The sequence below is a fragment of the Halomonas halocynthiae DSM 14573 genome, from assembly GCF_000425725.1.
Taxonomy (GTDB): domain Bacteria; phylum Pseudomonadota; class Gammaproteobacteria; order Pseudomonadales; family Halomonadaceae; genus Halomonas; species Halomonas halocynthiae.
The window spans coordinates 39,933-66,213 of record NZ_AUDZ01000015.1 but is presented as its reverse complement, the minus strand read 5'-3'; the positions used below and the strand labels follow the sequence as shown (position 1 = coordinate 66,213).

Genomic DNA, 26,281 nt, shown 5'->3' with positions numbered 1-26,281 from the left:
CCATGGATAATTTTAGCAATTTTAGCCCAAGCCTGATTTTCGGTCTTATCATCGTCGTCATCGGAGTGATGATTGTCGTCAAAGGGCTCGTTGTTGTGCGCCAATCAGAAGTCATGGTCATCGAGCGCCTAGGTTCATTCAATCGTTTGCTGGAAAGCGGCGTCAACATCATCATTCCCTTCATTGATCAACCGCGCCCCATCAGCATGATTCGCTATCAAAAACTGGGCGATGAGTATCACCCCATCGCCAGCACCGAGGTGCGCATCGACCGCCGTGAAACCGTAATGGACTTCCCCGGCCAACCTGTCGTCACGACAGATAACGTCACGGTGACCATTAACGGTGCTCTCTACTACCAGATAATCGACCCCAAACGCGCAGTCTATGAAGTTGAAAACATGAGCCAAGCTGTTGAGGTGCTAGCCAAAACAACACTACGCTCGGTGGTTGGCAAAATGGAGCTGGATAAGCTGTTCGAGTCACGCGCCGAAGTTAACAACGAAATTCAGTCCGCCATGGAAGACGCCGCATCCAAATGGGGCGTAAAAATTTCTCGAGTAGAAGTGCAGGACATCGAGATGCCCGAGGAAGTCGAGTCAGCCATGCGCCTGCAAATGGCCGCCGAGCGCAAACGTCGCGCAACCGTGACTGAAGCTGAAGGTGAGAAGTCTGCCGCCATCGCTATGGCTCAAGGCCAGCGCGAATCGGCCATCCTTAACGCTCAGGGTGATCGTGAGTCCGCCATCCTGCGTGCTCAGGGTGAGCAGGAATCCATCAAACTGGTCCTTGGCGCACTGGGTGATCAAGATGCCGACAAAAACACCGTTATCGGCTATTTGCTGGGCCAAAGCTACATCAAGATGTTGCCGCAGATGGCACAAAACGGAGAGCGGGTATTCGTCCCCTACGAGTCTTCTGCACTACTCGGCTCTATGGGCATGTTCCGCGAGTTAGCCGGTGCGCCGGAAGATACCGTCGCACGTCATTTACGCGAGCAGTCTAGCCACGGTATTCGCAACGGTATCGTCGGCGGTGCTGCATCAGGTAGCTGAAAGAGGGAGTCTTAGCCTCGCCCAAACCGCGTCAGCTGCATTTCACCTAGTCGACTGAGAGTTCGACGGAAAGGAAACGCCAGGTGGCCATGACGATACAGTTCATCCATGGCCACCGTAGCGCTCAGCGTCAACGGCACGCCTCGGTCGTAGCATTCATCGACTAGCCCGATGAAGCGGCGCACCCCATCATCCTTACGGGTTAATGTCGGCAGTTGCCGATCGCCAGCGCTAACCTGCTGAGCAGCATCTTCGGTACCCCGCGCGATGACACCTGTGCCAGCGCCTTGGTCCAACGCTGGCACGCCTTCCAGTAGCACTTGATCGAAACGATCACACAGATCAATAAAGTCAGTCGCTGCCAGCGGGGCTTCGCACAGCGCGTCATAGCGGCACCACAACACGCCGTCACTTACACCCAGCACGGCAATACTACGATGCCCCAGTTGAATCGGCTCACGCTGAATAACCCGCCCTCGGGCCAGGCGCTTAAACACACCGGCGAGCATGTCAGCTTCACCGTTATTCTGAATGAAGTAACGCGGCTCGGGCTCACCGGGATGTTCACGGTGGTCCTGCGGGCCATCTAATGCCATGACCTGCAGGTATTCGGAAAGCGCCCCAACAGCAGGTAAAAACCGTTCACGGTTAAAGCCGTCAGCATACAGCTGCTCCGGCGCCTGATTGGACGTCACCACCAAAATCACGCCCTGCTCAAATAGCGCTATCAGCACACCGCCCAGTAACATGGCATCAGCAATGTCATTGACGAACAGCTCATCCAGACACAGCACCCGCGCCTCAGTCGCCAGCTCTTTAGCCAACTGGCGTAGCGGCTCAGGTGTGCCAGTCAATTGAAATTGGCGACGGTGTACCCAACGCATGAAATGATGAAAGTGCTGGCGGCGGGCGGGTACCGAGAGACTCCGGTAGAAGCTGTCCATCAACCAGGTTTTACCGCGCCCAACACGCCCCCACAGGTATAACCCACGCGCCTCACCCTGGCCATCCTCAAGTGCTTGATACAACGATTCCAAGGCACTGACAGCACGCGCCTGGGCCTCGTCTTCAACGAAGCCCGCAGCCCGCGCCTGATCATAGGCGGCCTTGGGTGACAGCTTGGAAAAAGACGTCACTATTAACGCGGCGCCCCGCTGTTGTCTGCTGCGTTATCAGTAGCACCTCGCAGACGTTGAAATAGCGTCATCGCGGCCACAAGTAACCCACCCACTACCAAGCCAGTCAGCAGATTGATCAACACCGGTCCCAAGCCGTTAACGATAGCATCAACAGCAGGCATAGCTAATTCAGCGTCAGCAACACCCTGTACGAGATGGTGCAGCGCGGGCACGCCATGCACTAAAATACCACCGCCCACGAGAAACATCGCCACGGTACCCACCACGCCAAGCGTTTTCATCAGCCAGGGCGTACCCATTACCAATGCTCGGCCAACACTGGCCATCACACCACCGCGCTGAAGTAGGTATAGCCCCAAGTCATCGAGCTTTACAATGCCGGCCACCAACCCGTAAACGCCAACCGTAATCAGCAGGCCAATAGCGATCAATACCGCCAACTGCATGCCCAACGAGACCCCTGCAACGGTGCCCAGGGTAATAACAATAATTTCAGCAGAAAGAATAAAGTCTGTACGTATCGCGCCTTTGATTTTGTCTTTCTCAAAGACACGCATATCGGTGTGTTCATCCCTCAAGGCTTTCAGCTGCTCAGCATGACGCGCTTTATCTTCACCGCGGTGGAACAGCTTATGTATTACCTTTTCTGCACCTTCATAGCAGAGATAAGCGCCGCCCATCATCAGCAATACCGTCACCAGCCACGGCAAGAAAGCACTGATAATCAGCGCTGCAGGAATCAGAACACACTTATTAAGCAATGACCCTTTGGCTACCGCCCACACCACGGGCAACTCACGCTCGGCTCGCACGCCTGTTACCTGCTGCGCATTCAGCGCCAAGTCGTCACCAAGCACCCCAGCGGTTTTCTTGGCAGCCACTTTGGTCATCAGCGAAACGTCGTCAAGCAACGTCGCAATATCGTCGATTAAAGTCAGCAAACTGGCACTGGCCACGGGACGCTCCTGAGATTAGCTGTCGGATTCAGCCGATAATAGTGGCACAGGATGCTTGGCCGTGTCTTTTCAACGCATCCTCAACATCAATTCAACTGAAACGGGTAAACACTGCCGATGGCCAGAATTCGGGTTAGTTCGTCCAGCGCCGTCAGAGACTCCGTCGCCAGCTGAGGGTCGGCTAAATCCTCCATCGCCAGCCGGTCACGATAGTGGCGACGAACCCATTCAGCCAGCTCACCATGCAAGCCATCGTTGAGCAGCACGCTGCCAGACACCGCGTCACGTTCAGCGCCGCTCAGCGCAACTCGCAGCCTCAGGCATGCTGGGCCACCACCATTACGCATACTCTGCTGAACGTCCTTCACCACCACGTCTGAGATTGGGTTATGTCCCGCCAGCAGGTGATCCTGAATACAGCGCCACACGGCTTCGCGCTGCTGGCACTCACCTGGCACCACCAGCGTCATGCTGCCATCGGCATTGCTGAGCAGCTGAGAGTTGAACAAATATGACGCGACGGCGTCCTCTAAGCTCACCGCCTCCAGCGGTACGCGCACAGGAATCAGCGAAGTACTCATTTTATGCCGCAACTCATCAAGCGTGGCCTGCTCATCGCGAAACGCCAGCTCATGATAAAGCAGTACGGGGCCATTACCCACGGCAATCACGTCATTGTGAAATACGCCAGCGTCAATCGCCTCGGGATGCTGCTGAGCAAACACCGTTTGCGCCTCACAAAGGCCATGCTGACGCGCAATGGCCTGGCTTGCCTCTAATGTTTGGCGGGCCGGATAGTGCCGAGGCTCCACTCCGTCACCGCCAAACGCTCGGCGACCATAAACAAACAGATGAACCCCTGCATCACCATAGGCGGCGCCCAAGCGAGTGTGGTTTGCCGCCCCTTCATCAGAGAAAGCTGGGGTCGCTGGCAAGGCGGGGTGGTGGGCAAAATGCGCGGCATCCGAGAAAATGGCAGCCAGCACCCGTCCTGTTGTTGCTGGCTCCAAGTAACGATGAAAACTCGACTGCAAGTTAGCGGGCGTAAAATGCACCCGACCATCCGGCGCATCCCTGCTGGGCGTCACCGTCGCGGCATTAGCCGTCCACATGCTGGAGGCCGAGCACACCGCACGCAGCAGCTGCGGTGCATCACTCGCCGCCCGCGTGAGTAGTTCAGCATCACTGCCAGAAAACCCCAGCGCACGCAGCGCGCCGAGATCAGGCCGCTGCTGAGGTGGTAGCACCCCTTGGGCATAGCCTGCTTCCATCAGTGACTTCATTTTGGCCAAGCCTTGCAGTGCGGCCTCACGCGGGTTGGCTACCAGCCCTTCATGGCTCATCGAGGCGACATTGCCATGCGCCAACCCCGAATAATTGTGAGTGGGGCCCACCAACCCATCAAAGTTGACCTCACGCACGCTGTTTAGCGATTGCCTCATGCCTTCATCGATCGTTTGACTCATAAGCTCACCCCTGGCGGTAACTGGTCCGGCAGGCTTAGTGACTCACTTTCTACCGAAGCGACGGGGTAGGCACAGTAGTCGGCGGCATAGTACGCGCTAGGGCGGTGGTTACCACTGTCACCTACGCCACCGAAGGGCGCATCGCCCGACGCGCCAGTAGTCTGACGGTTCCAGTTAACAATGCCGGCCCGAATACGCAACAAAAAATCGTCCCAGTCGGCCTGCACACCGCCGATCAGCCCTGCCGACAGCCCGTAACGGGTGTCATTGGCCAACGCAATGGCCTCATCCCAGCTGGCATAACGGTATACCTTAAGCAACGGGCCGAAATGCTCTTCATCGGGAACATCCAGCCCAGTAACGTCGACCAGTGCAGGGCTAAGCAAGCTGGTATTGTCTTCAAGCTGGTGCATCCGCGACAGTACACTGCCACCCATGGATTCAAGCTCGTCTTGCGCCTTAAGCAACCCTTCCGCCGCCGCAACACTAACCAATCCTCCATAGAAGGCGGGTTCTTCGCTGAACTGCCCGGCCACTTTCAGCCGCGAGATGGCATCAGCCAGTGCCGCTACGAGTCGATCGCCTACCGGCCCCTGGGGAACAATAAGCCGCCGCGCGCAGGTGCAGCGCTGCCCGCCAGACAAATAGGCTGACTGCAGTATGGTCAGCACGGCGGCATCTTGATCAGGCACATCCTTCACGACTAGCGGGTTGTTACCACCCAGCTCCAGCGCCAACACTTTGCCTAATTGGCCAGCAAACTGACGGTGTAGCAGCCCACCCACCTTGGCGCTGCCGGTAAATAACAGGCCATCAATACTGGGGTGCGCTGAAAGCGCTTGGCCCACAGGCGCCGCACCCTGTACCAGGTTAATCACGCCGTCGGGTAACCCTGCTTCTACCCAGCACTGCAGCACTAGATCAGCCGTCAGCGGCGTCTGCTCGCTGGGCTTAAACACAATGGTATTACCGGCCAGCAGCGCTGGAACAATATGTCCATTCGGCAAGTGGCCAGGGAAATTATACGGGCCAAAAACAGCTAGCACGCCATGGGGCCGATGCCGTAGCACCGCTCGAGCATCGCCCAGCTCACGATCTCGCTCGCCAGTGCGCTCTTGATAAGCACGAATCGACAGCGCCACCTTGCCGATCATTGCGCCCACTTCAGTACGGGCTTCCCACAATGGCTTACCTGTTTCACCGGCAACTGTCGTAGCCAGAGCTTCACGATAATTTTCAAGCACGCCCCGAAAGCGCTCAACCAACGCCTGACGTTCGGCAAAGCTGCTGCGTGCCCAGCTAACAAAAGCTAAGCGCGCGGCCTGAACAGCCTCATTTACTTGAGCATCGCTGGCGGCATTTCCTTGCCATAGCAATGCGCCTGACACTGGGTCATGCTTGGAGAAGCTCTCGGCGCTTCCATTTTGCCAGTTGCCACCAATTAGCAGCTGTTGGGTCGCTTTCATCATGCTATCTCCTGAGTATCCAGTATGCGCAGCGTCTCTCCTGAGGTGATATCAAGGCGTTTGGCCTCACCTTCACTCAGCAGCACGACGCCATCTTCGTTGGGCCCTCGGCCAATCCAAGCAGCACGGAAGCTTTCCAGCTCGGTCGTGGCCGCCAACCAGCGCGGCATTGCTTCGCAGGGCAACTGCGCGGCGCTGACATCAACCTGATACCGATGTGAATGACGAATACCACGCACATCATCGATATACGCCTCTACCGTGGGCCCGCCGTCGAAAATATCGATATACCCTTCCCAGCGCAGCCCCTGCTTTTTCAACATGGCCAACGCTGGGCGCGTATGCTCATGCACTTGGCCAATACAGTCACGGGCCTCCTGAGAAAGAAAGGGTGTATAAATTGGGAACTTAGGCATCAGCTCGCCAATAAAGCTCTTCTGACCCAGCCCAGTAAGACGGTCCGCTTCTTCAAAAGCCAGCGGAAAGAAGTGGCTACCCAAGCACTCCCAGAATGGGCTTTTACCTTCGCTGTTGAATACACCGCGCATCTCAGCCAGCACCTTTTCAGGAAAGCGCTGGCGAAACTCGGCCATGAACAACCAACGCATCGCTGACAGCAAAGCGCCATTGCGTTGATGACGGTGCTCGCTTCCACGATAGCTCGGGCGTAGAAATAGCGAGGCGACCTCAGCATCACCGGTGTGATCAGAACTCAGCGACAATGTATCAATGGTGCGATGCAGGCCAAGCTGCACTGATGAGTGGGCCAAATTTCCCACTCGATAATGGTAAAACGGCACCTCACGCCCTACCTCACTTTCGATGGCGCAGCAGCCAGCCAAGCGGCCCGCCTCTTCGTCTTCCAGCACGAAAAAATACAGGCACTCAGATACTGGCGTGGTGCCATCAAACGCGTTGACCGCCGTCTCAATTTTACGCGCCAGAAACTCCCGTTTGTCAGGCAGTGAGGTAAACCCCACACCGGTTTCCTGTGCAAGAGCGTGCAGTTCATCCAGATCAGATGCGGCAATCGGCCGAATTCGCATTACAGCTCTCCCTCGTCATAGCCGACGTCATGGCCGTCATTCGGCAGCGCCAGTGGAGCCACCAACACCGCTCGACCTTCTTCAACGCCCAGCAACTCGGCATGCTCAGGCGACAGCATTAACTGTCCTGTCGGCGACAGAGCATAACGTGTCACCAGGCAACGGAACCCTTCAAGCCGTTGGCTCGCCACCATAGCAGGCTCAGCATCGGGCAATGACTGGGCCGGACGAATACGCACCGGATGCCAGGCCGCACGCCTAACGCTTTCCAAGCGGCTGCGCTCACCTTTAATCACAGGACCCGCATCAAAAATATCGACGTGCCGCGAACGCAAGAACCCCTCGCCGAGCATTTCACCCAGCGCAACTTCATGATCAGGATGCTCCCGACCAATCGCCGCACGCGCCTGTGGCGTAAGTAGCGCCAAATACAAGGGAAACTGCGGCATCACTTCAGCAATGAAGCTCTTCGAACGCACGCCCGCGATATGGTTAATCTCCTGATAGTCGCGCAAAAAGAAATGGCGACCCACGCTATTCCAGAACGGTGACTCACCGTCTGCGTCTAAATAACCAGGAAAAGCCAGCGCCAGCATCTCCGCAAAACGCTCCGGATACTGCGCGATAAACATCAACCGCGCCCGGCGCAGTAGGCTTTCGCCGCTGGTGCCGCGATATCGCGGGTCTAACGAGTAAGCACACAGCAAGCTGGTGTCAGAGACTTCATAGGACAGCGCCAGTGTCTGAACTTCACGACGCACATCAAGCTGCTGCGATGCATGAATCAACGTTTCCTGACGATAGGTATAATAGGCTTCATGCGCACCTGCCTGAGCACGAATTGTCGCAGTGCCTACCACGAGATCACGCTCCAGGTCTTCAAGCACAAAGGTGTAGTGCTCATCGCCAGGAAAATCGACCCCTGCCCGAAAAGAGCGCTGGGAGCGGGTAATGCGTTCCTCGAGACGATCTCGGTGAGTCGGCAAGTTGGTCAGACGCGGTTTCGCCGCACCTGCCAGGCGCTCCAGCGCCGGCAGATCCGATGGCCGGATCGGTCGAACGACCAGCATGGCATTCCCTCCAACGGTGGGCCCGGTATCCGTAGGGGCCAAGGTATCGCTCACTTAGTGGCGATCTCGGCCGTCTGTTGAGTCGCAACTAAGCGAGCAATAGCTCGATCCAGCCGCGCCATACCTTCTACGATATCGGCCTCAGGAATGACCAACGATGGCGCCAAGCGCAACACATCAGGCCCAGCCACCAGAGCCATAACACCTTCCTCAATGGCCAGTGGCAGAATATCCTTGGCACGCCCCTGATACTCGTCGCTCATTTGTGCGCCCATCAGCAGGCCCATGCCACGAACTTCCTTGAACACGCCATGCTTACGATTAATGATTTCCAGCTGCTCACGAAACAATTCATGGCGCCTTGCCACGCCCTCTAATACCTCAGGGGTGTCAATATACTCAACCGCTGCCAACGCAACAGCACTAGCCAGCGCATTACCACCATAGGTCGATCCATGTGTGCCGATACCCATCGCTGGTGCGATGCGGTCGGTGGTCAACATGGCACCTACTGGGAAGCCTCCCCCCAGCGCTTTGGCGGTGGTCAGAATGTCTGGGGTAACGCCATACTGCATATAGGCATAAAGAGCGCCTGTGCGGCCCACACCTGTTTGTACTTCATCAAAAATCAGCAATGCATCATTGGCATCACACAACTCGCGCAGGCCTTCAAGAAACTCAGGCGTGGCAGGAATCAATCCGCCTTCGCCCTGCATCGGCTCAACCATCACCGCACAGGTGTTCGCATCGATCAGCTCGCGGACACTGTCGAGATTGTTGAATTCGGCATGCACGATGCCACCCGGCACTGGGCCAAAACCCTGTGAATATTTAGGCTGCCCGCCCACACTGACGGTAAAGAAGGTACGACCATGAAAGGACTGACGGAAAGAGATGATGCGGTCTTTATTCTCGCCATGCTGGTCATAAGCCCAACGCCGCGCCAGCTTTAAGGCCGCCTCATTCGCCTCACCGCCAGAGTTGCACATGTAAACTTTGTCGGCGAAGCTGTGCTCAACCAGCGTGCGAGCTAAGTTCAGCGCTGGCTCATTGGTATAAACGTTAGATAGATGCCACAGCTTGTCGGCCTGCTCTTTCAGCGCATTAACCAATACCGGATGACAGTGGCCAAGCCCATTAACGGCAATACCTCCAGCGAAGTCGATGTATTCTTTACCTTGCTGATCCCACAGGCGGCTTCCTTCACCCCGCACAGGAATCACCTGCTGTGGCGAATAGTTAGGCACCATGTACTGATCAAAATCGCTACGCACAGGGGTATGTGTCATGTCAGGCTCCATTGGATTGTATCGACGTTATGTTGTTTAAGGACTCCCCTGAGTATAGGGAGCACGCGCGGCGGAGACTTTCAGCAATGTGACGGCAATTTGTGAAAAGTGGGACTCCACCCCGCCAATACACTAAAAAACGGCACCGGATCCGAAAACGCCGAATAATTCAGAGCAAAAGGCCACCGTCATGTTTAACACCACCGCATGGAATCGCATTCGCTACGGACTTTATGCTCCTGTCTACGACGCCGTGGCTGACCAGGTATTTCGCCAGCCACGCCAGGCGGCCCTGGCACAAGTGGAATGGCAAACAGGCATGCGCGTGCTCTTACTGGGCGCTGGAACCGGCCTAGACTTACCTTGGCTACCCAAGGAGGTTGAGCTTCATGCCACCGACCTTTCACCAGCCATGGTGCAACGCACCAGGCAGCGCGCTGAAGCACTGGGCAGAGACGTGCAGATAGAGGAAATGGATGCAGAGCAACTTGCGTATCCTGATGACCACTTCGATGTGGTCATTGCGCATTTGGTGCTGGCGGTGATCCCCAACCCAGAGCGCGGACTGGCGGAAGCTCACCGGGTATTAAAAACTAACGGCCAGCTATGCGTTTTAGACAAGTTTCAGTCAGACAAGCGTCCCGCCGGCATAATACGGCGAGCCCTGAATACCATCACTACAACCATCGCCACTGATATTACCCGGCAGGCACGCCCGCTGCTGGAAAGCGCTGGCTTTATGATTGAGCGTGATACTCCCGTACTGATGGGTTCGCTGTTTCGCGCACTCCTAGCGAAAAAATCAACGCCGTGAATCACGGCCTACGGCGCGCGCGAACACGTGATTTACCTGGCGCAGCATGGGTAGATTTTTTCTTGCCTGGGGCTGTTTTCTTGGCACTTTGACGTTTTGAAGCCGAACGCGCCTGGCCCGTTTTATGCTCTGTCGTTCCGCCGGCCCTTGCGTTGCCTTTAGGACCTCGAGCACGCTGGGTTTTCTGCCCATCCTTGGCGACTGCTGTCTTTTTCGACGAAGCCCGACGCTTAGACACTGACGCCTCTTGCGTCTTGCTCGAATCGCCAAGCATGCTCTCCAGCGTGGCCATCTCCTGGCTGCTCAGCTCTCGCCACTGGCCAGGCGACATTCGCCCAAGCTGAATATTCATCAACCGGACTCGTCTGAGATAGGTCACTTCATAACCCAAGTACTCAGTCATGCGGCGAATCTGGCGGTTCAACCCTTGGGTCAACACGATAGTAAAGCTGTTGGCCCCAGTTTGACGTACCGCGCAACGATTTGTCACGGTTCCCATAATCGGAATACCCGCCCCCATGCGATCAATGAAGTCCTGATTAATCGGGCGGTCAACTCTTACCTGATATTCCTTCTCATGAGCATTACCCGCCCGCAGGATCTTGTTAACGATATCTCCGTCATTCGTCAGCAGTATCAACCCCTGAGAAGGCTTATCGAGGCGACCAATGGGAAAAATTCGCTGGGGATACTTAACCGCATCAACAATATTGGTCGGATCAGCGGGATCGGTCGTACAGGTGACGCCGACGGGCTTGTTATAAAGCAGATAAACGGGCCGAGGCTTAGCGCGTAACGGCTTGCCACGCACCGTAATATGGTCAGCGTCCGTCACCCGCATTCCCATCTCTGCGCGACGGCCATTCACCTTAACCGCGCCAGCCTCAATCAATCGGTCGGCTTCACGGCGCGAGGTAATACCAGTTTCGCTGATAAATTTGTTGAGACGGGTATCGCTGTTATCCAATGCCATGAAAAAACCGTTACGAATGAAGACAGCACAAGCAGGAGAGTGTGCCATCAATAATAATGCTGTCAGCCGACAGAACCCAAAAAAACAACTCTCTGAACCTTACTTAGCGTATTTATCTGACGTGCAGTACAACAGCTTAAGCTTATCGAAGCCGTTCTTCTCGGGGCGTCATACCAAAGTGGTTACGGTAGGCCGTAGAGAAATGAGCCGCCGAAGAAAAGCCGGTATAGAGCGCAATATCACCAGCGCTACGGTCGCTTTCACGCAATAGTCGACGCGCTTCCTGCAAACGCAGGCTCAAATAGTAGCGACTGGGCACCACCTGCAGAAATTTCTTGAACAACCGTTCCAGCTGACGGCGTGAGATACCCAAGTGCTCTGATAACTCATGCGTTGTCAGCGGTTCTTCGATGTTGGCCTCCATCAGCGCCAGCGCATCAGTCAAGCTTTGAGGGGCATGCCGTAGCCGAGTGCTCATGGGCACTTCCTGAGGCTCATCCCCCATGCGAATGCGCTCCAACACAAAGTATTCCGAGATTTGTTGCGCCAACTCATTACCGTGCTGGCTGCCAATCAGCGTCATCATCATGTCCATGGCTGCCGTACCACCACCACAGCTCAGCCTCTCGCGGTCAATTTCGAACAGTTGACGAGACAGGCGTATGCCTGGAAATTCATCAGCAAAGGCGGCAAAGCCAGGCCAAGGCAATGTCACACGATAGCCCTCCAGCACACCAGCACACGCTAGCACTTCCGTGCCACCACCAATACCTGCCAACACCACTCGCGTCGTGCTCAAATGCTGTAGCCACTCAAGCAGAGGCTGCGGCACACTCGCCACCAGAGGAACCGGCGCGCATACCATCAGCATATCCAGTGGCTCTGATGACTGCCCCACAATAGACTGAGGCATCAACATCTGACCCGACGCACTAACGACAGGGCGCTCATCAACAGCAAACATCGAAAGGCGATACAACGTTTGACCGGCCAACCGGTTCGCCACCTGCATAGGCTCTGTGGCACATGCCTGAGCGAGCAACGAAAACCCCGGCAACGCCACCACACCAATATGGCGTGTCATGACGGGCTGCTTTCGATAAAAAGCGGTGTTGGGCATGTGTTGCAACGTCTGCGGCCTGTGCTCAGAAAAAAGGTGAGAAGCTATCTTACCCAAACGTCTGATAAACCACAGCCGCAGGCGTGTGCTAATTCAACTTAGAGTGCGACTACGTCAAACTCAGCGACGGGACTGACTTCCGCCTCATAATCAACATCATCGCGCCCAAAACCAAACAACTTAAGAAACTCATATTTGTAGCCCGCATAATCGGTGATCTCAAACAGATTTTCCGTCGTCACCCGTGACCACAACGCCTGACAAGCTTGCTGCACATCTTCACGCAATTCCCAGTCGTCTAAGCGCAAACGCCCCTTGTCATCCGTGACCATGCCTTCGTCGCCAAGTGCGTACAAGCGCTCACCAAACAGACGGTTTAGCTGGTCAATGGTACCCTCGTGCAAGCCTTGCTCTTTCATAATTCGGTAGGCCATAGCGATATACAACGGCATCACAGGAATTGCAGCACTAGCCTGGGTAACAACAGACTTGAGTACCGCCACATTAGCGCCGCCACCGCTGGCCGCGAGGCGCTGGTTAATTTCTCCAGCGGCACGGTCTAAGTCTTCTTTGGCCTTGCCCAGCGCGCCATGCCAATAAATGGGCCAGGTAATCTCTGTACCGATATAACTGAAAGCCACGCTACGTGCGCCAGGCGCAAGCACACCGGCGCTATCTAGTGCATCAACCCATAGCTCCCAGTCTTCACCCCCCATCACAATGCGGGTATCTTCGATTTCCTGTTCGGTGGCCGGCTCTACTTCCGCTTCGATAATGACGTCTTTATTGGTATCGATAGCGGTCGCACGATAAGTCTCACCAATCGGCTTAAGACTGGAACGCTTAAGTTCGCCAGAATCAGGCAGCTTACGTACCGGCGAGGCCAGCGAGTAAACCACCAGATCAACCTGCCCCATGTCCTGCTTAATCAGCTCAATCGCTTTAGCGCGCGCCTCATGGGAAAATGCATCACCGTTGATCGACTTGCTATACAACCCCTCGGCTTTAGCGAACTTGTCGAAAGCAGCACTGTTGTACCAGCCCGCCGTACCCGGACGCGTTTCCGTGCCAGGCTTTTCAAAAAACACACCCAGCGTATCCGCGCCGTAGCCAAAAGCAGCCGTAACTCGCGCCGCCAAGCCGTAGCCGCTTGAAGCACCAATCACCAGCACTTTTTTAGGACCCTCGGAGGCGTTCAGTTTACGCGCTCGAGTGGCTTCGATTTGCTCAAGCACATTTTTCTCGCAACCAACAGGATGAGTAGTAGTGCAGATAAAACCACGGACCTTAGGCTTAATAATCACGACAGACCCCTTTTTTTCACAGCAAACTGAGGACCTGGCGCTGCCAGGCAACTCGACGATGGGCACATTCTAGCGATACTGGCTCGGGCTGTCCGCCCTTGAGAGATTCCGAAGCCTGATGCAGGATACACGGACACTCATGAGGACGTGATATGAACGCTCAGGAACTCGTCGATCAACGCGGCGATTTATGGCTGGCTTTAGCACCGCTATGGCTAGATCGCGAGCCACGCGAAACCGACTATCTCGGCATGATCGAGGTCATCGAGCGCCACCACCTCACTATCAAAGAGCTGGAATGGATTTTTCGTCTGGAACTGGCGCCTGTGATGTCACGGCGGCAGATGTCATTGGTCGGCGACTGGAAACAACGTGATGATTACCAGCTCATGCGCCAACTGGTGGCACACAATCTGCGCCTGACCGGCTGGCGGCGCAGCGGGTGGGCACTATTTTCAGGCATTACCACCATGATGGCTCGACAGCGATGGATTGAGCTAACCGAGCGCTTGATGATCTCGCGCGGCGATGCCGTCCCCTAAGCCTCCCCAGCGCCTCAGCGCAACGCCATGAAGCGCCCTTTAGTTGCGGCACTCTGTCACTTGTGCTGCGCGACAGCCGCACTATCCTACGCTGACAAAACGGCTTTCTACTGCAGCTCAGTTGCAGCACAGCGCCCTCACTCACCATGAGCAAGGACCCCACTATCATGCGCCACCTGGCATCAGCACTACTCTGCTCGTTGTTACTCCCTGCGGCAGCTCTGGCAAGCACCAGCCCGTCCGAACTGGATATCACCAACGCCTTTGCTCGCCCCACACCACCTGGCGCAACCAATGCTGGTGCCTATGCCGACATTCGCGTTACCGGCGACCCAGTCACGCTCGTCAGCGCCCGCTCACCCGCCAGCGAAGTGGTCGAGCTGCATATCATGCGCATGGAAGGTGACACCATGGTCATGCGCCAGGTCAAACACATTGATATCAACCAAAACGAACCGCTAACTATGCGCCCTGGCGGCGGTTACCACCTGATGCTGATCGGTCTGGAAGCCCCGCTGACCGAAGGGCAGACATTCCCCATCACACTAGAGTTCGAAGCACGGGAAGATATCGACGTAGAATTTGAGGTCGCCCCCATGGGCGACATGTCACACTCCATGCCAAACGCCTAACCTGCTGCTGCCCACACAATCCGCGCTGCAACTAGCAACAACATCACACCTGTGGCGCGGTTAATCCAGTGAGCGTGGGCTTGCAGCCAGGGCAGCACGCGTGAGTGCGACAGCCCTATCGCCACTAACACATACCAGCCGCCATCAATGACCATGGCCGTCAGTATGATAATTAGCCGCGACATATCGCTCATACCAGGCGTAACAAACTGGCTAAGCAGCGCCACGAAGAACACGATGAGCTTCGGGTTACCCAGCGCCACCAACACGCCATCCCTTGCCGCCTGCCAGTAGCCCGCCCGAGCAGGCTGAGCCTCTAACGCACCCGCCTTACCAGCTCGCAGCGCTTTAATGCCCAGCCAGGCCAGATACAGCGCTCCACTCCAGGTAATAGCGCGAAACAGTAACGGGGTGCGCTCAATCAACTCACCCAGCCCCCAGACGGTTAGCAGCGCGTAAAACCCCACACCGAAAGCATGTGAAACGCTGGTAATCACACCCGCCAAACGACCACCACCCAAGGTATGACGCAGTACAACTGCCAAGCTGGGCCCTGGCGACATGGCACCCATGGCACAGATGGCAACCAGTGACGCCCATAAGGTCAGCGACATTGTCTTCCCTTCAGCACTCGGTTCATTTAGCGGTGCAGCTGCCCTTCCCGCTCAGGTTGCCACAAGATAGTCTCTATACGCAGCGTAGCGGTTTGGCCACCCGGCAACGGCCACTCTATCGTTTCGCCAACACGCAGCCCTAATAATGCGGCACCTACTGGGGCCATCACCGAAATACCGTCTTCTGTGGTAGCCAGCGAATGCGGATAAACCAGCGTACGCGTGAAGCGCCGATCCTTACCAATATCCGTAAACTCTACCTGGCTGTTCATACTCACCACATCATCAGGCATGTCTTCGGGCTCCAGCACGTCGCTGCGCTCCAGCTCTGCCTCCAGCGCATCGACCACATCAAAACCCGTTTCAGCGTCATCAATCAAACGCTGTAATCGCTCGGCATCAAGCCGGTTAATAATCAAAGGGGGACGCTGAGACATAGATAGCTCCTACCGACACCCGGCTTCATAGCCGCGAAGTAATTCACCAACGAAAAAGCCCTTCACCCATTGGAGAGCGAAGGACTGACAAGAAATATACTGTACGACATCACAATAGCTATGAGTAGCCACGCAAGAAAAATAGCGTAGCCAACGAGTGAGGCTCAGGTCAAAAAATGACTCAGGCCAAAAGCAACATAGGTATCGGGATAAAAAACGGAGAGAGAAATCAGCAATGCAAGTACGCTGCATTTCAATGGTAATGGTGCCGGTGGTCGGACTCGAACCGACACACTGTTTCCAGCGGCGGATTTTGAATCCGCTGCGTCTACCAATTCCGCCACACCGGCAACGGATGCAAATTATACTCATGTCTTGGCTCAGGTCAATCAAAGACCTGACTTAAAGCACGAAAAACGGTATCCTTGCGGCCTGCCGAGCAGCCAGTCGGCCACTTCCATTAGCATAAAACAGCCGCCAGACCACGGATTCCCGCATGCAGCGCGCCGACTTCCACTACGAACTTCCTGACACATTAATTGCCCGCTACCCATCACAACAGCGTAGCGATTGCCGTCTGCTGTGTGTCGATGGCCATAGTGGCGAGCTCTCACATCAGCGCTTTATTGCCCTGCTGGACAAACTCGCCCCAGGCGACTTGCTGGTATTCAACGACACTCGAGTCATTCCGGCTCGCCTGCATGGCCATAAGGCCAGCGGCGGCAAGGTTGAGATGCTACTAGAGCGCCCCCTGGATGCTCATCGTGGTCTCGCTCACCTACGCTCGAGCAAATCGCCCAGGCCAGGTACCGAGCTGATTTTTGAAGGCGGCATCAAAGCGGTAGTTGAAGGCCGCCGCGAAGCTCTATTTGAATTGCGTTTCGCGGGTGAAACGCCACTCATTGAGTTGCTAGAGCGCCATGGCCACATGCCGCTACCACCCTATATCACACGTGAAGATGAACTGGCTGACCGTGAACGCTACCAGACCGTATACGCACGCCGCGACGGCGCTGTGGCCGCCCCTACCGCTGGGCTACATTTTGATGAAACGTTACTCAGCAAACTAGCAGCCAACGGAGTGGAAAGCGCTTTTGTTACCTTGCATGTAGGAGCCGGCACTTTTCAACCCGTACGCGCTGACGACATTCGCGACCATGCCATGCATAGCGAATGGATTGAGGTTAACGAAACCGTCTGCGAGCAAGTCCGTGCCGCTCAAGCACGTGGTAACCGCGTCATTGCCGTCGGCACGACCAGCGTACGCTGCCTGGAATCAGCCTGCCTGAATAGCAGCGACGGCCAGATTGCCCCCTATCGCGGCGATACCGACATTTTCATCTACCCAGGTTATGAATGGCGCGTTGTCGACGCACTAATCACTAATTTTCACTTACCAGAGTCGACCCTATTAATGCTGGTGTCGTCCTTCGCCGGTTTTGACACAGTGATGACTGCCTATAAAGAGGCGGTCCGCGAGGGCTATGCCTTTTTCAGTTATGGCGATGCCATGTACCTGACTCGAACCCGTTGACCCTGAGAGACCCCATGCGAAACGAGTGTTTCATGAAGTTTGAGCGCCTGGCCACTGAGGGCCGCGCACGCCGAGGGCGGCTAACGTTTCCACGCGGCACAGTGGAAACACCCGCTTTTATGCCTGTTGGCACTTACGGCACCGTAAAGGGCATGACGCCCGAGTCAATCAAAGACATCGGTGCCGACATCATCCTTGGCAACACCTTCCACCTGTGGCTGCGCCCTGGGGTTGAGGTGATTGAAGCCCACGGTGATCTGCATGACTTCGCCCAATGGGACAAGCCGATTTTGACCGACTCTGGCGGCTTCCAAGTGTTTTCTCTCGGTGCCATGCGCAAGATTACCGAGCAAGGAGTGCATTTTCGCTCACCCGTCGACGGCGCCAAGGTTTTTATGGGCCCTGAAGAATCCATGGCCGTGCAACGCTCACTCGGCTCTGACGTCGTCATGATCTTTGATGAGTGTACGCCTTACCCTGCCGACTTCGAGGTTGCTAAGCGCTCCATGGAAATGTCATTGCGCTGGGCCGAACGCTCGCGCATCGCCCATGGTGACTCACCCGCAGCGCTGTTTGGCATCATCCAGGGCAGCATGTACAGCGAACTACGCGAGGCATCGCTTCAGGGGCTAGAAAAAATCGGCTTTGACGGTTACGCCATTGGCGGCCTCTCAGTGGGCGAGCCCAAAGAAGAGATGATTAAAGTGCTCGACTACCTGCCCAACTGGATGCCAGCCGACAAACCGCGTTACCTGATGGGTGTCGGCAAGCCAGAGGACTTGGTTGAAGGCGTGCGCCGCGGCGTAGACATGTTTGACTGCGTAATGCCAACCCGCAACGCCAGGAACGGCCACCTGTTTACCGCTGACGGCACGATAAAAATCCGCAACGCCAAACATCGCCATGACACGGGCCCACTAGAAACAGACTGTGACTGCTATACTTGCCAGAATTTCTCGCGCGCCTACCTGCACCATCTGGATCGCTGCGGCGAAATGCTAGGTGCCATGCTCAACACGATTCACAACCTACGCTACTATCAGCGGCTGATGGCCAGTTTGCGCGGTGCCATCGAAGCGGGTACATTGGCGAACTTCGTAGAAGGTTTCTACGCGCAGCGCGGTCTGCCGGTTCCTCCTGCACCCCTGACATAACGGCTATAACACCTTGCATGACCAGTTAATGGCCACTTTTTTCGTGACCTCAGGAGACACTCCCCCATGTTGGACTTCTTCATTTCTCCGGCTCTCGCTCAAGAAGGCGCGGCTGCCGGTGGCGGTATCGCCCAGATCGTTATGCTGGTCGGTTTTGTGCTTATTTTTTACTTTCTGTTGTGGCGCCCACAGTCCAAGCGCGCCAAGCAACACAAGCAATTGATCAGCGGCCTGACCAAAGGTGACGAGATCGTCATCGGTGGCGGCATGTTAGGACGCATCACCAAGGTGAGCGACGACAGCGAGTTCCTGACTCTAGAAGTCGCCGATGGTACTGAGGTCAACGTGCAGAAGAACGCCGTAGCCGCCGTACTGCCCAAGGGCACCATCAAGTCCATCTGACCTGACCCGCTGCGTCTGCTCGCGCTGACTGAGTCAGCGCGAGCTGCCTGCAATCATCGTGGCGAGGCCCGCCTAGCCGCTTTGCCCGATGCTCGTGATGGCAAGACGCTGCACCCATCATCAGCAACCCGAGGGCAGAGCGCCCATGCTCAACCGTTATCCCCTATGGAAGTATCTATTGATACTTCTGGTCCTCACTGTCGGCCTGATCTACTCTCTGCCCAACCTCTACCCTGAGGACCCGGCGGTACAAATCAGCAGCGATGGCCCGGCTGCCATCATTGACGACCAGCGTCTGACGCAGATCGAGGCCGCGCTCACCGATGCCGGCATTACCACGAAAAGCGTTGAGCTGAGTGACGATAGCGCCTTGATTCGTCTAAGAAATGCAGACGACCAAATCCGAGCTCGCGACATAATCAACAACGCACTGGGCGAAAATTACACCGTCGCCCTGAACCTCGCAGAATCAACACCTGCTTGGCTGGAGTCACTCTCCGCCTCACCGATGACGCTGGGCCTTGACCTGCGTGGCGGCGTGCACTTCCTGCTCGAAGTTGACATGAAAGCTGCGGTTAAGCAGCGCCTGGAGGTCAACGCCAGCGCTATGCGCGAAGAGCTCCGCGGTCAACGCATTCGCTATCGCAATACCGAAATCAGCGGCAACTCTATCCGCATGGATTTCATGAACAGCGAAGACCGCAACAAGGCACGCGCGTTGATCAGCCGTAGCTTTCCTGGGTTTCAGTACCAGAGCGAAGAGACTGGAGCACGCGGCGCGCGCTTGGTTATGACGCTGTCAGAGGCAACGGTCAATGAGGTTCAGGACTACGCTATCAATCAAAACCTGACAACGCTGCGTAATCGCGTCAATGAGCTGGGTGTGGCTGAGCCACTGGTTCAGCGCCAAGGGCCGGACCGCATCGTAGTTGAACTGCCCGGCGTGCAAGATACCGCCGCCGCCAAGCGCATCATTGGCGCCACAGCTAACCTGGAGTTCCGCCTCGAAGCACGTGGCGACACGCCTGACGCCGAGACCGAATCACTTGGATTTCGTAATCAGCAAGGCCGCCAAGCCGCACTGATGCGCGATGTCATTATCACCGGCGACAGCGTCTCCAACGCCAACAACAGCTTTGATGAAAACGGCCGCCCTCAGGTTAATATCAACCTGGATGGCACAGGCGGCACCTTGATGAACCGCGCCACACGCACCAACATCGGGCGTAACATGGCAGTGGTATTCATCGAGCACAAGACTCGCGACCGCACCGTGCTTCAGGATGGCGAGCCCGTCATTGTTCGTACACCTTACACGGAGCGCGGCATCATCAGTCTGGCCACCATTCAAAGCGCGCTGGGCAACAGCTTCCGTATTACTGGACTGGACTCGCCCACCGAAGCCTCTGATTTGGCCCTACTACTGCGCTCCGGTTCACTGGCGGCCCCTATCTACTTTGCGCAAGAACGCACCATCGGACCTAGCCTCGGTCAGAAAAATATCGAACGCGGCGTACTGTCCGTCCAGGTCGGCCTATTACTGGTGCTAATCTTCATGGTGCTTCGCTACAAGATGTTTGGTTTGTTCGCCAACATTGCGTTGACGTTCAACCTGACATTACTGCTCGCTGCCATGTCGTTGCTGGGTGCGACTCTGACACTGCCCGGCATTGCCGGTATCGTGCTGACACTGGGCATGGCCGTTGATGCTAACGTGCTGATATTCGAACGTATCCGTGAAGAGCTGCGCAACGGACTCTCGATTCAGCAAGCCATCAACGCCGGTTACGAGCGCGCCTTCACGTCGATTGTCGATGCCAATATCACGACCTTGCTGGTCGCATTGATCCTGTTCTCAGTAGGCACCGGCCCCGTCAAGGGCTTTGCTGTAACGCTGTCACTGGGCATCTTGTCGTCGTTGTTTACGTCACTAATGGTAACGCGCGCCATCGTTAACTGGCGCTATGGCGGCAAACCGGTGAAGAAACTATGGATCTGATCATGCGCTCTCAACTTCTCTATCCATTTCAGGGGCGGCTATGACAACCCTCGTTAATCGACAAATCGACTTCATGGGTCGGCGCAAGCTGGCCTTTGTGGCCTCAGCCATTATGCTGCTGGTCTCGGTTCTCGCCATTGCCATTAATGGGCTAAACCTAGGCCTCGACTTTACCGGCGGCACCTTGATCGAAGTTCGTTACGCTAGCGCTCCAGCGCTGGAAACAGTGCGCCAGGTACTTGAAAGCGCAGGCTTCAGGGATGTGTCGGTACAAACCTTCGGCGCCTCTACCGAAGTACTGATCCGCCTACAGCAAGCGTTTGACGCTGGAGTCGGCGCTCAGGTAACTGATCTCCTGAATCAAGGCGGCACACAGGTAGAACTGATACGCGCAGAGTTCGTGGGTGCCCAAGTGGGAGACCAGCTACGCGATCAAAGCGGCATGGGCATGCTGATAGCCCTTGGCGTCGTTATGGTTTATGTCGCGCTACGCTTCCAATACAAGTTTGCCATTGGTGCACTGCTCTCACTGGTACACGATGTCATCATTGTGGTTGGGGCCTTTGCCTTATTTGACATAGAGTTTGATCTCACGGTGCTGGCCGCTGTACTCGCTGTTATTGGCTACTCGTTGAACGACACCATTGTCATCTATGACCGGATACGCGAAAACATTCGCCGCAGCCGCATTGATGACATGGCGCAGATTTTCAACGAGTCGATCAACCAGACCCTATCGCGAACCTTGGCTACATCAGGCACCACACTGCTGGTATTACTTGCCCTGGTCTTTCTCGGCGGGGAGATGATCCATAACTTTGCGATCGCTATGCTACTCGGCATCATTATCGGCACCTTTTCTTCGATCTATGTGTCGTCAGCCCTGCTGCTGCCGCTCAAGCTGAAGCGCGCGGATCTGATTCCGCCACCCAAGGAAGAACACGAAGAAGAACTGCCTTAACGCCACAGCAGGCCTCACACAACCTGCTGCTCGCCAATCAACAGGTTGCACAAAAAACAGCCCCGATGCGCCATCCAACGCACCGGGGCTGTTTAGTGTCGCACTGAACATCCTTTGGCTTTATGGCGCCGAAAGCAGCCTAAGATGCACCAGCTTGCTCAGCCGGTTCCGGCGGATAGCCTTTTCGCGCGTGCTGATACAGCACACTGGCATAGCCATTTCGCTGCATCAGCTTAAGAATCTTGGCGGGATTGGTATCACTCAGCGCCTGTCGTAACTTATCACGCTGCTCGTCATCCAGCGCCTCATACCAAGGGAATGACTGGCCGTCGGCGTGAGCCTTCTGCGCACGCTCAACCAGGTCTATTTCTACCCGGCCGCCATAGTGATACAGCAAATCATAACCTTCCTGAAGTTGAACCGCAGGAACATCACTGGGCTTCTCAAAGCTCTCCAGCACATTGTAATAGTAGTAATTCAGCGGCTGCATCGTTGCTCCTCGTAACGTAGAGAAGTTCGCGACTGGTCTCAGTGACTCAGCCATCGTCATCATTTTCGGCACAGACAGATTGGCATACCGAACAGGTTACGTTACACGCCCTAGCGCCTCAGTAACAGCGTTGTTACAACGCACTGCGCCCCGCAGCCAAAGGCTACGGGGCGCAGTAGAGTGCAGCAATCGATTAATCGAGCGCGCGCATCACAGTATCAAGAAAAATGCGGTTGAAGCTGCCTAAGCATCGCCTTGTAAAGACGCGGACTGGCCGCCATCAACCCACCCTCCGCAACGACCCTTGGTTGACCGTCCAGAGAGCTGACCAATGCGCCAGCCTCCTTCATCATTAAGCTGCCAACCAACAAGTCCTGCTCCTCAAGGCCTGCGACCAGAACACTATCAGCGCGCCCCGATGCAAGCTCAAGCATATCCAACAAGCCACTTCCGCTAGCACGGAACTGCTCAACCTGGGGGGCCAGCAGTTCTGTTAGCTTCAAGTAGTCCGGCAAACAACGTGAGCGTAACCAGCTTACTGGTAAACCCATCGCAACCCGAGACCCTTCAATCGCAGTTGTCGCACGCACGCGCAAACGCTTGCCATTAAGTTGCGCGCCAGCGCCACGGCTTGCCAGGTATTCATCATCACTGAACGGACAAATCACCACCGCATGCTCCACACGGCCCTTGATGGCACACACCACGGATATAGCGAAACCAGGCGACGCCACGCTTAGATTGGCGTAACCGTGAAAGGGCTCAATGTGCCACATTACGTCGCGGCTTTCGCCTTCGCCATCACGTTGCGGAGTAAAGCGTCCTACCACGCCATGCTGAGGATAGCCGCGCGATAATTGACGCACGATCAACGTCTCAGCGTTGCGCGCCGCTTCTTCCAGCAAGCGCTCAAGATTATGCTCTTCGCGCGCATTCTCGATACGCTCACGGATGCGCAGAAACTGTTCACCAGCACTGCGCGTGGCGCGCAGCGCATATTGGACCATCGGATGCATGATCGGGCCTTGGGAGTCGGAGGTGTTAAAGAACGAGGGTACTCAGTCAACAAGCCTGGGGCTCGGTCGACGGTACTTACCGGCGCGAATCCTAGCAGATACCAATAAACGACGCCATGCCAGAAACACACTCATAAACAGCGGTTCTTCAACCGTGTGCATGAAAACTCATGATAAAATCGCCAATTCATTGGTTTACAACGCATCACCTGATGAAAGTTTTAGCACAAGCGTGGGGTATCTCTCCTGGATAGTCGCCGCACCCTGGCGTCTCTGCCATCATAGCGGTTGGCAACCCTGCTACTGTTATCACCAAGCTTTCCTATCACCCTGTCAACGCTAGGCTCACTACTTATGCCCCCCACCAACATGCTCGAACGTATTCGCATTGTTCTGATCGGCACCAGCCATCCCGGCAATATTGGCGGCGTCGCCCGCGCCATGCACAACATGGGGTTGGCCGACCTTGCCTTGGTGGCACCACGCTGTGAGGTCATTACGGCCGACTGCGTATCTCGCGCATCTGGCGCTGACGCCCTAGTACACTCCGCGCGCAAAACCAGCACCCTGGAAGACGCTGTCGCCGACTGCACCCTGGTTGTTGGTGCCAGTGCTCGCTCACGCACCCTGCCTTGGCCAATGATTACACCGCGCGCCCTGGGAGAGCGTCTGCCTGACGAGCTTAGTGGCACAGCAAGCCGCGTCGCACTAGTATTCGGCCGCGAGGACAGTGGCCTGTCTAATGATGAGCTGCAACGCTGTCACGCCCATGTTCACATACCCACTAACCCAGATTTCAGCTCACTTAACCTAGCAGCTGCTGTGCAGGTACTGGCTTACGAGTGCCGACTGGCCTGGCTTGATGCCGAAAACCGTGCGCTAAGTCGCCCCCTCGCCGCAAGTGATGACGATAACACCCAGAGCAATGACCTGGCTCCGGCAAGCCACCAAGAGCTTGAGAGTTATTTTTCCCACCTTGAGCGCACGTTGATTACAATAGGCTTCCATGATCCCGCCGTTCCTCGGCAATTGATGGCACGCCTGCGCCGCTTTACTCTACGAGCGCGCCCTGAGCGTCTGGAACTCAACATCTTGCGCGGCATTCTTACCGCAACCGAACGCCAAACCATGAACAACGTCCCGTCGCCGCAGGATAAAGCGAGACATCGCTCCGACGAGCCACACTAAATATGTTACTCCCACTCACCCTGACGAGACTCATATCGTCGAGACCCGGATTGCTTTTTCATGTTTCAACGCCTGCGTGAAGACATCAACAGCGTATTCGACAGAGACCCTGCGGCACGCAATGTCCTGGAAGTACTAACCAACTATCCGGGCCTGCACGCCCTACTCTGGCACCGTTTGGCCCACCGGCTATGGCGACACAACGCAAAATGGCTAGCGCGTAGCATTTCAACCCTTGCTCGCTGGCTAACCGGCATCGAGATTCATCCTGGCGCCACCATTGGCCACCGTTTCTTTATCGATCACGGCATGGGTGTCGTTATCGGTGAAACCACCGAAATTGGTGATGACGTCACGCTCTATCAGGGTGTCACCCTGGGCGGCACCAGTTGGAATAAGGGTAAGCGTCACCCAACGCTAGGCAATGGTGTCATCGTTGGCGCTGGCGCCAAGATTCTTGGCCCATTCACCGTGGGTGCAGATGCTAAAATAGGCTCCAATGCCGTGGTAACCAAAGAGGTTCCCGAGGGGGCAACGGTGGTTGGGATTCCCGGCAAGATCGTCAAACGTGCCGAACCCGATATCGAGAAAACACTCGAAATCGACCCCGCACACCGCGAAGCGATCTGCCAAAAATTCGGCTTTGATGCCTATGGCATCAGCGAAGATATGCCGGATCCCGTCGCGCGCTCGATGCAAGCCATGCTCAACCATATTCATGCCATGGACGAGCGCATGGAACAGATGTGCGAAGCGCTCAGCAAAATGGATGCCAACTTTCAGGACCATGAGCTGCCTGAACTACGCGACGCCGACTTCGATGGCGTCTTGGCTGACCCCGAAGAACCTCCCAAAAATAGCGCAGCAAACGCAACAGGCAGCCACCAAACAACGCACCATCACGCGGCCCCGACGGAGACGCCAACGCGCAAAGGTTGACCAATATGGTCGGGTTTAACGATAATGACAGGAACGTGATTGCCGCCAATCGCTGTCCTAGCACTGTTCAGCCTCTTTTTGTGCAGCGTGCGGGACGCAACATGCGGCATCTTTCAGGTTATTTTGACAGACCATTCGCCGACGCTCTCGGCGCCGAGGTGAAGACCCCATGCGCCTGACCACCCGCGGACGCTATGCCGTCACCGCCATGCTTGATCTGGTACTCAACCACGAGAGCCATCCCGTCAGCCTGGCCGACATTTCCCAGCGCCAGCAAATTTCGCTGTCTTACTTAGAACAGCTGTTTGCTCGCTTACGGCGAGGAGGGCTAGTTAACAGCGTGCGCGGCCCCGGTGGCGGCTATCTCCCAGCGATGCCCGCAGCTAGCATCTCGATCGCCAGCATCATTGACGCCGTTGATGAGTCAGTCGACTCAACCCGCTGCGGTGGGCTGTCTGACTGCCAACAGGGTGATACCTGCCTGACGCACCACTTGTGGAGCGAGCTGTCTGACGAGATTCATACGTACCTTACCAGCGTCACACTGGGCTCACTGGCTCAACGCGAAGAGACACGTCAAATTGCTCTTCGCCAGCACCGCAACATGGGTGACAAACGCATTCCGGCGACCTCTCCCTGATTCCCTGTCTACTTGACTCTGGATATGCCCAAACA

At 55.9% G+C, this 26,281-nt stretch carries 26 protein-coding genes and 1 tRNA gene; 12 read left to right on the top strand and 15 right to left on the bottom strand.

The features are described from left to right. Positions 1-2 precede the first annotated feature (2 nt). Positions 3-1,055, top strand: a complete 1,053-nt coding sequence (locus H616_RS0103250) for an SPFH domain-containing protein (protein WP_027966070.1) — start codon at positions 3-5, stop codon at positions 1,053-1,055. Between the two features lie 11 nt (positions 1,056-1,066). Here the strand turns inward: H616_RS0103250 and zapE are convergent, their stop codons facing one another. From zapE to H616_RS0103215, 7 genes are all read right to left on the bottom strand, one after another. Next, positions 1,067-2,191, bottom strand: coding sequence for a cell division protein ZapE (zapE, locus tag H616_RS0103245; protein WP_027966069.1), 1,125 nt, complete (start codon positions 2,189-2,191; stop codon positions 1,067-1,069). 2 nt (positions 2,192-2,193) lie between these two features. After that, entirely contained in the window at positions 2,194-3,150 is a 957-nt protein-coding gene (locus H616_RS0103240) for a DUF808 domain-containing protein (protein ID WP_027966068.1), read from the bottom strand. 86 nt (positions 3,151-3,236) lie between these two features. After that, the gene (gene astB, locus H616_RS0103235; RefSeq protein ID WP_240470521.1) at positions 3,237-4,616 is read right to left on the bottom strand and encodes an N-succinylarginine dihydrolase; all 1,380 of its coding nucleotides are present in this window, start codon (positions 4,614-4,616) and stop codon (positions 3,237-3,239) included. Further along, entirely contained in the window at positions 4,613-6,082 is a 1,470-nt protein-coding gene (gene astD, locus H616_RS0103230) for a succinylglutamate-semialdehyde dehydrogenase (protein ID WP_027966066.1), read from the bottom strand. The genes astB and astD overlap by 4 nt, the downstream gene beginning before the upstream one ends. Continuing rightward, positions 6,082-7,128: an arginine N-succinyltransferase gene (gene astA / locus H616_RS0103225; protein ID WP_027966065.1), complete on the bottom strand. Its 1,047-nt coding sequence runs from the start codon at positions 7,126-7,128 to the stop codon at positions 6,082-6,084. The genes astD and astA overlap by 1 nt, the downstream gene beginning before the upstream one ends. Further along, positions 7,128-8,198 (bottom strand): arginine N-succinyltransferase, encoded by a 1,071-nt coding sequence (locus tag H616_RS0103220; protein WP_027966064.1) that lies wholly within the window; start codon positions 8,196-8,198, stop codon positions 7,128-7,130. Before H616_RS0103220 ends, astA begins: the two co-directional genes overlap by 1 nt. 50 nt (positions 8,199-8,248) lie before the next feature. Beyond that, positions 8,249-9,487 carry an aspartate aminotransferase family protein gene (locus tag H616_RS0103215; protein WP_027966063.1) on the bottom strand — a complete coding sequence of 413 codons (1,239 nt, stop codon included), beginning with the start codon at positions 9,485-9,487 and terminating at the stop codon, positions 8,249-8,251. Between the two features lie 190 nt (positions 9,488-9,677). On the opposite strand from H616_RS0103215, the gene H616_RS0103210 reads away from it, so the two are divergent. Beyond that, complete coding sequence (locus H616_RS0103210; protein WP_027966062.1) at positions 9,678-10,301, top strand: class I SAM-dependent methyltransferase; 624 nt, start codon at positions 9,678-9,680, stop codon at positions 10,299-10,301. A gap of 1 nt (position 10,302) precedes the next feature. Here H616_RS0103210 and rluF read toward each other — a convergent pair whose 3' ends face one another. The 3 genes from rluF to fabV all read right to left on the bottom strand — a co-directional run bounded on the left by rluF (position 10,303) and on the right by fabV (position 13,698). After that, positions 10,303-11,322 (bottom strand): 23S rRNA pseudouridine(2604) synthase RluF, encoded by a 1,020-nt coding sequence (gene rluF, locus H616_RS14095; protein ID WP_205619054.1) that lies wholly within the window; start codon positions 11,320-11,322, stop codon positions 10,303-10,305. Positions 11,323-11,416: 94 nt separating this feature from the next. Then, positions 11,417-12,358, bottom strand: a complete 942-nt coding sequence (locus H616_RS0103200) for a GlxA family transcriptional regulator (protein ID WP_240470520.1) — start codon at positions 12,356-12,358, stop codon at positions 11,417-11,419. A gap of 134 nt (positions 12,359-12,492) precedes the next feature. Beyond that, the gene (gene fabV, locus H616_RS0103195; RefSeq protein ID WP_027966060.1) at positions 12,493-13,698 is read right to left on the bottom strand and encodes an enoyl-ACP reductase FabV; all 1,206 of its coding nucleotides are present in this window, start codon (positions 13,696-13,698) and stop codon (positions 12,493-12,495) included. Between the two features lie 152 nt (positions 13,699-13,850). Here fabV and H616_RS0103190 point away from each other — a divergent pair, with 152 nt between their 5' ends. Both H616_RS0103190 and H616_RS14090 read left to right on the top strand, forming a co-directional pair. Continuing rightward, positions 13,851-14,240, top strand: a complete 390-nt coding sequence (locus H616_RS0103190; protein WP_027966059.1) for a DUF7079 family protein — start codon at positions 13,851-13,853, stop codon at positions 14,238-14,240. 146 nt (positions 14,241-14,386) lie between these two features. Next, positions 14,387-14,872, top strand: a complete 486-nt coding sequence (locus H616_RS14090) for a copper chaperone PCu(A)C (RefSeq protein WP_240470519.1) — start codon at positions 14,387-14,389, stop codon at positions 14,870-14,872. On the opposite strand, the gene H616_RS0103180 is transcribed toward H616_RS14090, so the two are convergent. The 3 genes from H616_RS0103180 to H616_RS0103170 all read right to left on the bottom strand — a co-directional run bounded on the left by H616_RS0103180 (position 14,869) and on the right by H616_RS0103170 (position 16,273). After that, positions 14,869-15,486, bottom strand: coding sequence for a LysE family translocator (locus H616_RS0103180; protein WP_027966058.1), 618 nt, complete (start codon positions 15,484-15,486; stop codon positions 14,869-14,871). The two genes, H616_RS14090 and H616_RS0103180, sit on opposite strands and share 4 nt — an antisense overlap. Before the next feature lie 26 nt (positions 15,487-15,512). Next, positions 15,513-15,923 carry a nucleoside diphosphate kinase regulator gene (rnk, locus tag H616_RS0103175; RefSeq protein WP_027966057.1) on the bottom strand — a complete coding sequence of 137 codons (411 nt, stop codon included), beginning with the start codon at positions 15,921-15,923 and terminating at the stop codon, positions 15,513-15,515. 263 nt (positions 15,924-16,186) lie between these two features. Beyond that, positions 16,187-16,273 (bottom strand) — tRNA-Leu (locus H616_RS0103170). A 146-nt stretch (positions 16,274-16,419) separates the two neighbouring features. Between H616_RS0103170 and queA the strand changes: the two genes are divergently transcribed. The 5 genes from queA (at position 16,420) to secF (ending at position 21,973) form a co-directional block, all read left to right on the top strand. Next, complete coding sequence (gene queA, locus H616_RS0103165; RefSeq protein ID WP_027966056.1) at positions 16,420-17,457, top strand: tRNA preQ1(34) S-adenosylmethionine ribosyltransferase-isomerase QueA; 1,038 nt, start codon at positions 16,420-16,422, stop codon at positions 17,455-17,457. Between the two features lie 32 nt (positions 17,458-17,489). Continuing rightward, a complete protein-coding gene (gene tgt, locus H616_RS0103160; protein ID WP_027966055.1) occupies positions 17,490-18,611 on the top strand; it encodes a tRNA guanosine(34) transglycosylase Tgt in 1,122 nt (373 codons plus the stop codon). A 66-nt stretch (positions 18,612-18,677) separates the two neighbouring features. Further along, entirely contained in the window at positions 18,678-19,013 is a 336-nt protein-coding gene (gene yajC / locus H616_RS0103155) for a preprotein translocase subunit YajC (RefSeq protein WP_027966054.1), read from the top strand. A 145-nt stretch (positions 19,014-19,158) separates the two neighbouring features. After that, positions 19,159-21,012 carry a protein translocase subunit SecD gene (secD, locus tag H616_RS0103150; RefSeq protein ID WP_027966053.1) on the top strand — a complete coding sequence of 618 codons (1,854 nt, stop codon included), beginning with the start codon at positions 19,159-19,161 and terminating at the stop codon, positions 21,010-21,012. A 40-nt stretch (positions 21,013-21,052) separates the two neighbouring features. Beyond that, positions 21,053-21,973, top strand: a complete 921-nt coding sequence (gene secF / locus H616_RS0103145) for a protein translocase subunit SecF (RefSeq protein WP_027966052.1) — start codon at positions 21,053-21,055, stop codon at positions 21,971-21,973. A 139-nt stretch (positions 21,974-22,112) separates the two neighbouring features. Here the strand turns inward: secF and H616_RS0103140 are convergent, their stop codons facing one another. After that, positions 22,113-22,463: a hypothetical protein gene (locus H616_RS0103140; protein WP_027966051.1), complete on the bottom strand. Its 351-nt coding sequence runs from the start codon at positions 22,461-22,463 to the stop codon at positions 22,113-22,115. A gap of 218 nt (positions 22,464-22,681) precedes the next feature. Then, positions 22,682-23,479, bottom strand: coding sequence for an inositol monophosphatase family protein (locus H616_RS0103135; RefSeq protein WP_027966050.1), 798 nt, complete (start codon positions 23,477-23,479; stop codon positions 22,682-22,684). 369 nt (positions 23,480-23,848) lie between these two features. On the opposite strand from H616_RS0103135, the gene H616_RS14085 reads away from it, so the two are divergent. The 3 genes from H616_RS14085 (at position 23,849) to H616_RS0103120 (ending at position 26,246) form a co-directional block, all read left to right on the top strand. Then, positions 23,849-24,667 (top strand): RNA methyltransferase, encoded by an 819-nt coding sequence (locus H616_RS14085; RefSeq protein ID WP_084155699.1) that lies wholly within the window; start codon positions 23,849-23,851, stop codon positions 24,665-24,667. A gap of 60 nt (positions 24,668-24,727) precedes the next feature. After that, positions 24,728-25,606 (top strand): serine O-acetyltransferase, encoded by an 879-nt coding sequence (cysE, locus tag H616_RS14080; RefSeq protein ID WP_084155685.1) that lies wholly within the window; start codon positions 24,728-24,730, stop codon positions 25,604-25,606. A gap of 169 nt (positions 25,607-25,775) precedes the next feature. Then, the gene (locus H616_RS0103120) at positions 25,776-26,246 is read left to right on the top strand and encodes an Rrf2 family transcriptional regulator (RefSeq protein WP_027966049.1); all 471 of its coding nucleotides are present in this window, start codon (positions 25,776-25,778) and stop codon (positions 26,244-26,246) included. The last annotated feature ends 35 nt before the right edge of the window (positions 26,247-26,281 follow it).